Raw genomic sequence first — 12,121 nt, 5'->3', positions numbered from 1 at the left:
GGTTTTTAGCTGGCATTTTTGTAGAGATTGACTAAACTCCTTTTTTATTATACCCTATTTAAAGGTACAACAGCTTAATAACTAATGACTAATGACTAATGACTAATTAAGCAATTTTTACTTTTTGCAACTGAGAATTTACCAATAGCTTCCTAGCATCATTGGCTGATAGTGCAGGGCTGAAATAATGACCCTGAATTTCTTGACAGTGGAGTTGGCGCAAACACTCCAACTGCTCTTTAGTTTCTACTCCTTCGGCTACCACGCTCAAGTTCAAATCTCGCCCCAAGGTCGCTACAGCCTTGGCGATCGCCAGTTCGCACGGATCAGTCGTCAATCCGCTGACAAACGACCTGTCTATTTTTAAGATATTCAAGGGAAACTTTTTGAGATAATTTAGAGAACAATAACCCGTGCCGAAATCGTCCAGCGCAATTTGCACGCCCATATTCTGCAACTCCCTGAGAACTTTTGTGGTATAATCCACATCTTGCATGGCTGTAGTCTCGGTAATTTCTAACTCTAAATACTTGGGTGCTAAACCGCTTTTTTCCAAGCATTTCGCTACCATTTCTAATAAATTAAATTGCTGGAACTGCCGAGCCGAAACGTTGACTGCTACCCGCAAATCAGGCTGCAAAGTATCCTGCCAAGCTTTATTTTGAGTGCAGGCTGTTTGCAGCACCCATTCCCCAATAGGTACAATGAGTCCGTTCTCTTCGGCGATCGGAATAAATGTCGCGGGAGTAACTAAACCTAATTGTGGATGTTGCCAGCGTAGCAGGGCTTCCATACCCTGAATTTCCCAAGTAGTAATATTGACTTTTGGCTGGTAGAAAACCTGAAATTCTCCCTGTTCTAAAGCCTCGTGCAGTCTGTGTTCTATAGTTAGTAAATGGCTGCCGTGGGGATTAATTGTGGAAGTATATAACTGATAGTTATTTCTTCCCATTTCTTTAGCGTAGTACAAGGCAGCATCGGCATTTTTGACTAAAGTTTCGGCATCTTCACCATCATCGGGATAAAGGGCAATGCCGATGCTGCTGCTAACATGAAACGGTTGTCCTTCTAGTTTAAATGGTGGCTTTAAATTGTTGAGTATTCTTTGAGCTGTTTTAACTGCATCTTCTAAGCAATTGATGTCGGGAAGCAGTATGGTAAATTCGTCGCCTCCCCAGCGGGCAACCGTGTCAGTCGATCGCAAAGTGTCGCTGATGCGTCCGGCAAAACCTTCTAACAGGCGATCGCCCGCAGCGTGACCTAGTGTATCATTAATCTTTTTGAACCTGTCCAAGTCTAAAAACATCACAGCTAGCATTTTTTGGGTTTTTTGAGCTTGTTTTAAGGACGCCAGCAGCCTCTCGTTAAAAAGTATCCGGTTCGGTAAACCGGTGAGTTGGTCATAAACAGCTTGATACCGAATAATTTCTTCAGCTTGCTTGCGCTGAGTGATATCCATGATCGTGCCGATCGCCCTTACTGCTTTGCCACTTTCATTGCGGATGATATAGCCGCGATCGAGCACAAAAACATATCCCCCGTCTGCACGGTGAAAGCTGTATTCTTCCGACCAACAGTGAGCGTCTGAGCTCATTGTTTCGTAGAAACTTGACATCACTCTTTCCCGTTCTTCGGGATGAATATTTAACCACCAAGATTCTAATTCTATCGTCTGAGTTTCGTTGAGTTTGTATCCAAAAAGTTTTTCAAATTCTTCGCTCAACCAATACTCATTTTTTAACAAATCAAAATCCCATACGGCATCATTTGTCGCCCGCGTCAGCAGGTGAAAGCGTTCTTCGCTTTTGCGTAGTTTTTCTTCGGATTGCACCCGTTCCGTTACATCCCGAAAGCTGAATACTCGACCAGTAATTTTGCCTCCCGTGCGCTGGGGCAACGAGTAGCGCTCGAAGATTCTGCCATCTGTCAACTCGATGAGATCGTAACTTTCTGCTGCAGGGCGATCGGACAATTCTTTAGCACGGTTGAGAAATATTTCCGGGTATTTTAACTGGTTGATTCCAAACCCCAAAATTTGGTTGTTATCTCTCGAATCCACCTGCCAATCCCGCAACTGCCACATTTCGGCAAATTTACGGTTAAAGCTGACAACTTTTCCTCCACTGTCAACCGCAAGAATACCGTCAGCAGTAGACTCAATGGTTGCTTGAAGCAACGAAAGAGATGTTTCTAGTTCTAACTCTGCTAATTTGCGATCGCTGATGTCAAACGCTGTGATTAATATTGAGGCTTTTTTTTCAAATTTTATAATATCTACAGTTGCTTCAATCCAGCGCATTTTTCCAGTTTTCGTGAGTATTATTAATTCATATTTTGAGCCTGCCGTTGAGCGCGCATGGCTGGATTTACCCCATTTTTTAACTATTTCTCGAAAATCTGGATGAATTAAATCGTATAAATCCAACGCTAGCAATTCTTCACGAGTATATCCTGTCAGAGCTTCTGTCTGAGCATTGACATAGCGCAACTGTCTGCGGTGATAGATCAATGCAGCGGCATTAACAGTTTCTACCAGTTGCCGAAACTTTTTTTCACTGCGCCGCAAATTTCTGTCAGCCCGCTTGCTCTCAGTAATATCTTGTGCTATATATAACTTGCCGCTGACTTTGCCTTGAGCGTCGCGAATAATTGAAATAGAAAGCAGTACAATTATTTTTTTTCCATGTTTGGAAAGGTAGACTTTTTCCACGTTGTGGACAGAACCTTCGGCTGTTAAACTTGCTAACTCTAACTCCTGTGCAGGTGATTCACTTTTCTTAAAAAGTCCGGCTATTGGTTTGCCTAACAACTCTTTTTTAGAGTATCCCAAAAGTTGACTGGTAGCTTGGTTTAACGACAGGATATGACCGCCAGGGGTGGTCGCAATTATCGAGACGTTCATTTCCTCGCAAATATCGAGAGCATATTCGGCAGTTTGCTGCAAATCTTGGGTCATTTGGGCAATAGTATGCCAGATATCCTGTTCTTTTTTTGGATACAACACTTTTTCTCTTTTTGGTAGCTTGTCATTCTCTGTTTCAGACTTCGGCTTGATTAACCCCATCGTCTTGGATAAGCTATTTACTGTCTTCCCCCTGATCGATAATGAGATTACTAAACAAATACAAACCAGAGAATAACCGATTATTGTTAACCTAATAGTAGGTTCTTTTCTAGGAGTTTCCTGAGATTGTATATAATTGTAAGTAGGTATTTTTACTGGTGCAATTTGGGATAATTTATCCAAAAATAATGTGGCGCTTGCAGAAGTAAGGGGGCGAGATGCCGATCGCAAATAGCTATGTTTCTGATAGCCAATCAAAATCCCTTCTACAGGGCGATTGCCGTTCCCATCTCCTAGGCTTGTCGGTAATATTTTTGGATTAATGCCACATTCCACACCAAAAATAGCAACCGCGAAATATCCCAACATTAATTGAAAAATTATTTTCATTTGCTCTATTTCCTAATTTCAAATAATTTTTTTTAGAAACCCTAAATCTAAAAAACTTTAGCAGAACTTTCTCTGCCATAGGAAAACCCAGCCCCCATTAATTTATGTGGATTTGTAAATTAAATTTTACCAAGCTAATAATTTAGCTTTATAACTAATTACAATTTTAATCTTAATTTAAAATGTGTCATCAGCCATTGTGCCACAAATTATCCGCCATTCTGCCTAGACACCGGGTGGGAGCGCGCTAAAATTAGATAATTCCCGCAAGGAGGCGATCGGGATTTGTTATAAAAATAAACAATTAGCTTAAAATCGATGCAGAGGTCCACTAATTGAACCCATGAGTCAGACCATCCCAGAACTCCAAAAAGAAGTCCGCGCGCTGCAAGCAGAAGTTGCCGCCCTGCAAGAGTCGCGGGAAAAACTTGGCGTACAGCGCTCAGAGTGCCGACTGGCAGTCAGTTTTCCCAAGAATAATACTCCAGAGGCTATTGCCGAGTTCCATCAGCAAAATGCTGCTTTTGGGGAGCAGTGGTTGCAGCAAATCCAGGAGATTGACCGAGAGACTAAAATTACTGAAAAGCAACTGCAACAAAAACAGGCTTTACTGTCCTACAAACAAGCTGAAATAGATAAATTGGCTGCCGGACAGCACTGGCAAGAACTAGAAAACCAAGTTCAAACCGGGGAAAAGCGCTTGCAAGCACAAGCTCGCAGAATCAATCAAGCAGCAGCGCAGCTAGAGGCAGAAATCCAAGCTTTAAAAGCCCTGTACGACCAACTCAATCCCAGTTATTCCGAGTGGTTTCAACAACCAACTCAAATAGTCAAATTTTCTGCAACAACTATTCCTTATGCTGTTCCCAGCAGCAGCGGGTTGATATTGGAAAATAAGGAGATTGAGTGGGAAAAAAAGTAGTTTGGGCTTGTTAAAATTTAAGGTAAGTTAGTGATTTGAATGTCGCCGTCGAACGATCCAATAAGCAAGACAGATTCGACGGCAACATCCCAAGGCTTTTACCTGCTTTTTTAGATAAAAAATACCCAACTGCCTCTGGCGCAGTTAATTTTAAGATTTTTGAGTTTCCTTTTTGGAAACAGGTTGATTTTTAAATCTGGTGTCAATCTAAAATCTAAAATATAACAGTTCTGGACGCATCAACCGGGTTTTACGAAAAGACTTTGTTGCAGCCCTCGCTTCCGCTAAAAAACCCGGTTGATGAGTGCGTAAGCTCTGTCTAAAATCTCAAATAGACTTACTGATGAAACAATTGATTTGGATAGCGCTATTTATTGTGGTTGCGGTGACGGCTGCGGGTTGGGGTTCTCACTCGTGGCAGCGGTTGTCGGCTGTACCGGAAGTTGGGATCGATCGCAATATCCACACTTCCCAAAACCCGTCTCCCTTACCGCTTCCTGCTGAAAAAAATGCTTTTTCTCTGCCCCAAATTGACCAGTCCCGGTTGTGGAAACACGTCGAGACTTTAGCAGGAGAACGCGAGGGAGAACGAGCTCGCTCTTTTACTAGAGACTATATTTCCCAACAACTCCAAACATTAGGATTTTCCCCTGATTTGCAGCAGTTCGATCGCGGAATTAACGTGTTCGCTGAGAGAAAAGGCACTGACTCAAACGCCGGTGCAATTTTAGTGGCAGCACACTACGATACTGTACCGAACTCCCCAGGCGCTGACGACAATGCGACGGGAGTTGCAGTAGTTTTAGAAGTAGCAAGATTGCTGGGTTCTCGCGCCACACCTCGGACATTGCAAGTAGCATTTTTCGACAGGGAAGAAATCGGACTTTTAGGCAGTTTAGCATTCACCGGTAGCGAGGCGCGGTTAAAAAATTTGCAAGGAGCGATCGTCCTAGATATGGTAGGTTATGCCTGCCGCACCCCCGGATGCCAGCAATATCCCGAAGGATTGACAGCGCAACCTTTTCTAGAAGCATCGGGGGTAACATCTCCCGACAAAGGCGAGTTTATCGCTGTGATTGGGGATGCGGAACATCCGCTGCTATTGAAAAGTTTTGCGGAGTCTGGAAAAGCCGGTTTGCCGCCCGTGGTGGCGCTACCGGTTCCCCTGAAAGGGTTGCTGACTCCCGATGTTTTACGCAGCGACCACGCGCCTTTCTGGTATAAAGGAATTGGTGCTGTGTTGGTGACGGATACTGCAAATTTGCGATCGCCCCACTATCACCAATCTAGCGATACATTAGCAACTATCGATCGAGCTTTTTTCGCCGGTTCTGCTCAAATTGTTGTTAATGCCACGGCTAAATTATTGGAAATTCGGTAATCTACTCGTTACCAGGCTCTGCCTGGTAACGCATATCCGGAGGCTCTGCCTCCAATTTTCCCACGCCAAGCAAGCGAGGCAGAGCCTCTGGACATCGGTTCCTAGGCACAGCCTATGAACCAGCTAAATAACTAATAATTAATAACTAATAACTAATAACTAATAATTAATAACAAATGACTAACAAAGAAAGCCTGCAACGGCATTTATTGCAACTAGACAATCGAGGCTACAAAGCATACAAAGACATTCAAGGTAATTACGACTTTTCTGAATTCACATTAATTATTGATTACGTGCAGGGAGATCCCTTTGCATCTCCCAGTAAATTTAGAGTCAGAGTTCCGCCCAACATTGCTCAAATTCCCCGCGAACTTTTTAACTCTCGCAGTCGAGAAATAGCCTTGCGAGATTACCTAACTCGCCAGTTTGACAAAGCAGCACACAGCATCAGCAGCAAACGCGGCACTGGCAAAAGCGGTATGATTGCAGTGACTCGGTTCGGACAAGAAGTTTTAGAACGAACTTCCGCATTTATCCTTTCCTCAAATACATCCGATATCGGAGATTTAGGAGGAGTTGAACTGCGATTTGCCGTCGGACTTCCAGCGGGAGGGCGCAGTATCTTAGGGCGACAAGCTGCTGAAATGCTGTGCGAAGATATTCCGCAAATTGTCAGCAATTCTCTGAAGTATGCTAACTTAAATGCTGCTGAATGTCGCCGTCATGTTGAAACTGTAGAAGATGCTGACTGGCTGCGGCAGCAGTTAGCTCAAAACGGATTAGTTGCGTTTGTTGCTGACGGTTCTATTTTACCCCGCCGCAGCGGTGTTGACCATCGCCCTTTGTTAAATAATGCTGTGGCTTTTCAATCGCCGCCGTCGTTAAAAGTTGAGTTTAATTGTCCGAATCGCGGTTGGATTTCCGGTATGGGTATTCCCGCTGGTATTACTTTGATTGTTGGCGGCGGTTATCACGGCAAATCCACTTTACTCAAGGCGATTGAGTTGGGAGTTTACAACCGAATTCCGGGAGATGGTCGGGAATTTGTGGTGACAAGTGCGGCCGGGGTTAAAATTAGAGCAGAAGATGGCAGAAGTGTAGCGGGAGTAAATATTTCGCCTTTTATTAACCACTTGCCACAAGGTAGAGATACTGCACAATTTTATACAGAAAATGCGAGCGGTAGCACGTCGCAAGCTGCTAATATTATTGAGGCTTTGGAAGTGGGGAGAAGGAAGTTCGGCAACGGATTATGTAACGGATTTAACGGATGTCAGTCCGATGGAAGTCGGAAGAAGGAAGAAGGAAGAGGGAATGAGGAACAGGAGAGAAGGAAAAAGGAACAGGATTTAGTGCCTGTTTTATTGGTGGATGAGGATACGGCGGCGACGAATTTTATGATTCGCGATCGCCGAATGCAGGAACTCATCGCTAAGGATAAGGAACCGATTACGCCGTTTATTGATAAAGTTAAACAGTTGTATGCAGATTATGGCGTATCGACTATTTTAGTAATGGGCGGAAGTGGCGATTATTTTGATGTGGCGGATACTGTGATTGCAATGGAAAATTTTCAAGCAGATGATGTGACGGGAAAAGCTAAAGAAATTGCTATAAATTACCCGATTAGCCGTGCTGCTGAAGGGGGAGAAACTTTTGGTGAGATTACTCAAAGAGTGCCGATTCCTGCTAGTTTAGATCCGAGTCTGGGACGGCGAGATGTGCGGGTGAAGGTGCGGGATGTTGATGAATTGGCTTTCGGAACTGAGGAGATTGATTTGGGTGCTGTTGAGCAAATTGTGGACAGCGGACAGTTAAGGGCGATCGCTGCGGCAATGGTTTATGCTAAGCAGCAATACATGGACGGGAAACGCACTTTGTCGGAAATCATAGATTTGGTGATGGCAGATATTGACGCGCAGGGCATGGATATTTTATCGCCTTTTCCTGAAGGGGATTTTGCCATGTTTCGACGGTTTGAATTAGCTGCAGCAATTAATCGGCTTCGTAGTTTGTCGGTTGTTGCTAAGTAGACTTGCTTAATATAAGTGTATTGTTGTCCTACTTTTGATATGCTGACAAAAGTGAGTGCAAAAACCGCGATTGAAGTATGACAGGCAATATAGGACAACTGACTGCTTTAAGCGATCGACCTTATATAGTATTAAGCAATCAAGGCGAGGTTTTACAGTTAGAGTTAAAACAGCAGCAGCACGTATTGGGGCGCGATGGGACTCGTGCTGATTTAGTCATTCCCGAACCCTGGCGCGCAGTTTCGGGCGTTCACGCTGTTTTGCGCCAAATTGGGGATAATTACTGGATTTACGACGGTGACGGCCAGCGGTCGAGCACTAATGGCTTATTTGTCGATCGCACTCGCATCACTCCCAATGACGGTTATTGTCTGAAAAACGGCACAGAAATTAAAATCGGTCTCGATCCTCAAAATCAAGTTTTGCTGAGTTATTTTAATCCGCTGGCGAATCAGGTTGCTGTCCCTAGCAAGCAGTCAATTCTTCTTAAGAATCGGTCGGTTTTGTTGGGTCGCGATCCAAACGCTTCGCTGCAATTAGATGCGCCGCTTGTTTCTAGACGCCACGCCACAATCGACCAAGACAGTCGCGGTAATTATATTTTGCGAGACTACAGCGTTAACGGGGTTTTTGTTAACGGTCAGCGAGTGACAAATTCTGTACAATTGTCCGAGGGAGATGCTATTCGGATCGGCCCGTTTACTCTAACTTACCGCAGCGGTGAGTTGCAGATGCAAGACTCCGGCCATCAAATTCGTTTGGATGCTGACAGTCTGGTGATTCCGAAGCGTTTGGATAACATCACTTTGGCGATCGAACCCGGGCAGTTTGTGGCATTAGTCGGCGGTAGCGGCGCTGGCAAATCTACTTTAATGCGGACGCTTTTAGGCATCGAAAAAACTACTAACGGCGCTGTGTTTCTCAACGGTGACAACCTGCGCCAAAACTTCAATATTTACCGCAATCAAATCGGTTACGTGCCTCAAGATGATATTGTGCACGCAGATTTGACAGTAGAAGAAGTCTTGAGTTATGCAGCTAAATTGCGCTTACCTCCCGATACAGATGTCAAGCAGGTAGTCGCAAAAACTTTAGAAGATATTGAAATGACTCACCGTCGCAAGGCTTTGGTAAAACAGCTTAGCGGCGGACAGCGAAAGCGGGTCAGCATCGGAGTTGAACTGTTAGCAGACCCGAAACTTTTCTTTTTAGACGAACCGACTTCAGGACTCGATCCGGGTTTGGATAAGAAGATGATGCAACTGCTGCGAAAGTTGGCAAATCAAGGCCGGACGGTGATTCTGGTGACTCACGCGACGGCAAATATCACGATGTGCGATCGTATTGTGTTTATGGGTCGCGGCGGACGCCTTTGTTACTTCGGCCCCCCTAGGGAAGCCCTCGATTTTTTCGATGTCAAAACTGGCGATTTTGCAGACATTTACAACGAATTAGAAACAGGAGAAACCAACGTTCAAAGCTGGGCAGAAAAGTTTAATAAATCTCCCTACTATCAGCGCTATATTGTCAACCACTTCAGCACAGGCAAGGCTAATGCAAAAATACCTTCTGCACCTTCTGCAGCAAAATCTCAATCTTTTGTAAAACAACTCGTTTTGCTCGCGCAGCGCTATTTTCAACTCGTTTCCCGCGACTTAGTTAACTTGAGTTTAGCTCTTTTAACGGCTCCGATCGGCATTAGTTTGCTGCGGCTAGCCGTCAGAGATAAAGACCCGTTAATTGGAGCGCCGGAGGCAACTTTAGCACCTTTGGCGCTCAGAGTTTTATTTGTATTTACCTGTGCGGCGATTTGGGTAGGGCTGGCAACTTCTCTGCAAGAAATTGTCAAAGAATCTGCTATTTATCTGCGCGAACGTTTGGTCAATTTAGGATTGTTTGCTTATTTAGGTTCAAAAATTTTTATACTTTCTGGTTTGGCAGTATTGCAAACACTGTTAATGGTAGGAGTTATTCTGATTGCTTTTAAATCCCCCGAACCTAGTTTTATTTCCTGGCCTGTGGGAGCAAGTATTACCACCTTCCTAACTTTAATGAGCTGCATAAGCCTTGGATTAGTCGTTTCCGCGATTGTTAAAAATAGCTCTCAAGCTAATAGCGCTTTGCCTCTATTATTGCTGCCTCAGATTATTTTTTCGGGAGTTTTGTTTAAGATGGAAGGTGCGGCGAACACATTTTCTTGGCTGATGTTAAGCCGCTGGTCTGTGGGTGCTTACGGCTCTTTAGTTAATGTGAATGGGATGGTACCCGCACCTACTATATTACCGGATGGGAGTACGCTTCCCCAGCCGTTTGAGCCTACTCCTGTTTACGATCCAACCTGGGAAAATTTGGGTTTAAACTGGGGTATTTTGTGCGTGCATATTTTGGTTTATTTGATGTTGACTCTGTGGTTGCAGAAGCGGAAGGATATTTTATAATTAAAATTACGCCTTTTTAACTCACAGTTCATTATCAAATCAGATCAGTGGAGAGATAAATGTTAGTTAAAACCAACGCATTAGTAGAAATTGCTGCATCGCCTGAAGTAGTCTTTGATTTTGTTACGTCCCTGTCAAATCTGCCAAAAGTCTTTCGCGGATATGGCCCAATTCCAGCAATTATTAAAGCTGAGATGGCAGATGGTGGAGAGATGCGTGAAGGCGGTGTGCGGCGGATAGAAAATTCCGACGCTTCGGTGATTGATGAAGAAATCATTACTTTCAAAAAGCCAGAAAGACAAACCTACCGACTGGTTAGAGGGTTTAAGTTTCCGATTTCTCTACTCATTAAGTCTGGTGGCGGAGATTGGAATTTCACTGCTACAGCAAAGGGAACTCGGATTGATTGGGAGTTTTATTTTATGCTGACTTCTCCGGTATTCTATCCCGTTGGGTTGTTGCTCGTTCAGGTTTTTATGCAAAAAGCTATGCAGCAGTGTTTAGATAATATTCAAGAATATTTGGCTAACCCAAGCGAATAGATTGTATGAATTATTGGCTAATGAAGTCGGAACCAGATGTTTATAGTATTGCGGACTTGAAGGGCGATCGCACTTCCATTTGGGATGGCGTTCGCAACTATCAAGCGCGCAACTTTATGCGAGAAATGAGTCGGGGAGATTTAGTATTTTTTTACCATTCTAATACTCAAATACCGGGTATTGTCGGCTTAGTGCGGGTCGTGGAAACAGGGATTGCCGATCCGAGTCAGTTCGATATGAATAGCGAATATTACGATCCTAAATCGCCGTTTGATGCTCCTCGCTGGCAAACTGTGAAAGTGGAGTTTGTTGAGGAGTTTGCTAAGTTAATATCTTTGGATGAACTGAAACAAAAGTTTAGCGCTGATGAGATTTTGGTGGTGAGGAAAGGCAATCGGTTATCGGTGATGCCGGTATCTGAAAGTGCTGCTGAGAAGATTTTGAATATGAGAGGAGTTGTGACCATTTAACTTGCATATTTGGGGCGGGCTCTTCGGCCCACCCCACAATACTTAAAGACTTTACAAAAAACCTCGGTAAGGGTCTTGAAATTTGGCTTTTTTTAGGCTATTTTATACTAAGTTGCGGTTGTACTTAGTGATATGATTCGCGAAAATTTTAGTCAGGCAAGCAATCAGGATTTGGGCGGGAAGGATGCCCACTCCACAGGCCTATATCAGTTTTTTGTGGGACAGGCTTCTAGTCTGCCGCTTAAACTCAGAGATGCTCAATTAAAAGTTACTTACAGAAATTTACCTCATTGGGAGTTAGAAGGAGCGGTCTATTTCATCACTTTTAATACTTGGGAAAAGCTGGAATTAACTCCGGATGCGAGGAAAGTTGTCCTCAATGCTTGCCAGTTTTTTGATAGGCAAAGGTATAAAATCTTTTGCTTAGTTGTAATGCCTGATCATGTGCATATGCTAATGCAGCCTTTAGCAAAGTCGGATAATAAATTATGGTCGCTCAGCAGCATTCTGCACAGTATGAAAAGCTACAGTTCTAAACAAATTCCCAAGGTGATGAAGCATATTGGTACTGTCTGGCAGGATGAGAGACATGACCACATTGTCAGAGATGAACGAGAATTTCAGGTTTTTTGGGAATATATTAGGCAAAATCCTGTCAAAGCTGGTCTTTCACTGACTCCAGAGGAATATCCTTTTTTCTGGCAAATGTATGAAGTTTAGCCTCTGCTGAATTTCTTGTGGGGTGGGCATCTTGCCCGCCCAAGCTTCAGTCACAGGCAAGATGCCTGTGCCACAAGGATTTCACAGGCAAGATGCCTGTGCCACAAGGATTTCACAGGCAAGATGCCTGTGCCACAAGGATTTCACAGGCAAGATGC

Annotated in this window: 8 protein-coding genes; 7 read left to right on the top strand and 1 reads right to left on the bottom strand. The window is 43.9% G+C overall.

The features are described from left to right. Nucleotides 1-106 precede the first annotated feature (106 nt). On the bottom strand, nt 107-3,454 hold the full coding sequence (locus QUA00_RS01815; protein ID WP_333408505.1) for an EAL domain-containing protein: 3,348 nt from the start codon (nt 3,452-3,454) through the stop codon (nt 107-109). A gap of 343 nt (nt 3,455-3,797) precedes the next feature. Here QUA00_RS01815 and QUA00_RS01810 point away from each other — a divergent pair, with 343 nt between their 5' ends. From QUA00_RS01810 to QUA00_RS01780, 7 genes are all read left to right on the top strand, one after another. Continuing rightward, nucleotides 3,798-4,376 carry a hypothetical protein gene (locus QUA00_RS01810; protein ID WP_333408504.1) on the top strand — a complete coding sequence of 193 codons (579 nt, stop codon included), beginning with the start codon at nt 3,798-3,800 and terminating at the stop codon, nt 4,374-4,376. Between the two features lie 343 nt (nt 4,377-4,719). Continuing rightward, entirely contained in the window at nt 4,720-5,757 is a 1,038-nt protein-coding gene (locus QUA00_RS01805) for a M20/M25/M40 family metallo-hydrolase (RefSeq protein ID WP_333408503.1), read from the top strand. 176 nt (nt 5,758-5,933) lie between these two features. Beyond that, the gene (locus tag QUA00_RS01800) at nt 5,934-7,793 is read left to right on the top strand and encodes an ABC-ATPase domain-containing protein (RefSeq protein ID WP_333408502.1); all 1,860 of its coding nucleotides are present in this window, start codon (nt 5,934-5,936) and stop codon (nt 7,791-7,793) included. A 77-nt stretch (nt 7,794-7,870) separates the two neighbouring features. Beyond that, on the top strand, nt 7,871-10,231 hold the full coding sequence (locus QUA00_RS01795; protein ID WP_333408501.1) for an FHA domain-containing protein: 2,361 nt from the start codon (nt 7,871-7,873) through the stop codon (nt 10,229-10,231). Nucleotides 10,232-10,290: 59 nt separating this feature from the next. Continuing rightward, nucleotides 10,291-10,773: an SRPBCC family protein gene (locus tag QUA00_RS01790; RefSeq protein WP_333408500.1), complete on the top strand. Its 483-nt coding sequence runs from the start codon at nt 10,291-10,293 to the stop codon at nt 10,771-10,773. 5 nt (nt 10,774-10,778) lie between these two features. Continuing rightward, nucleotides 10,779-11,243, top strand: coding sequence for an EVE domain-containing protein (locus QUA00_RS01785; RefSeq protein WP_333408499.1), 465 nt, complete (start codon nt 10,779-10,781; stop codon nt 11,241-11,243). Between the two features lie 132 nt (nt 11,244-11,375). After that, on the top strand, nt 11,376-11,963 hold the full coding sequence (locus QUA00_RS01780) for an REP-associated tyrosine transposase (protein WP_333408498.1): 588 nt from the start codon (nt 11,376-11,378) through the stop codon (nt 11,961-11,963). The last annotated feature ends 158 nt before the right edge of the window (nt 11,964-12,121 follow it).

It is taken from the genome of Microcoleus sp. T2B6 (genome assembly GCF_036700475.1).
GTDB lineage: Bacteria > Cyanobacteriota > Cyanobacteriia > Cyanobacteriales > Microcoleaceae > Microcoleus.
This window is presented reverse-complemented; position numbering and strand designations above follow the sequence as displayed.

Coding starts and splice junctions, on each gene's coding strand:
- QUA00_RS01780 (WP_333408498.1), top strand. CDS start 11,376: ATGATTCGCGAAAATTTTAGTCAGGCAAGCAATCAGGATTTGGGCGGG.
- QUA00_RS01800 (WP_333408502.1), top strand. CDS start 5,934: ATGACTAACAAAGAAAGCCTGCAACGGCATTTATTGCAACTAGACAAT.
- QUA00_RS01795 (WP_333408501.1), top strand. CDS start 7,871: ATGACAGGCAATATAGGACAACTGACTGCTTTAAGCGATCGACCTTAT.
- QUA00_RS01815 (WP_333408505.1), bottom strand. CDS start 3,454: ATGAAAATAATTTTTCAATTAATGTTGGGATATTTCGCGGTTGCTATT.
- QUA00_RS01785 (WP_333408499.1), top strand. CDS start 10,779: ATGAATTATTGGCTAATGAAGTCGGAACCAGATGTTTATAGTATTGCG.
- QUA00_RS01790 (WP_333408500.1), top strand. CDS start 10,291: ATGTTAGTTAAAACCAACGCATTAGTAGAAATTGCTGCATCGCCTGAA.
- QUA00_RS01805 (WP_333408503.1), top strand. CDS start 4,720: ATGAAACAATTGATTTGGATAGCGCTATTTATTGTGGTTGCGGTGACG.
- QUA00_RS01810 (WP_333408504.1), top strand. CDS start 3,798: ATGAGTCAGACCATCCCAGAACTCCAAAAAGAAGTCCGCGCGCTGCAA.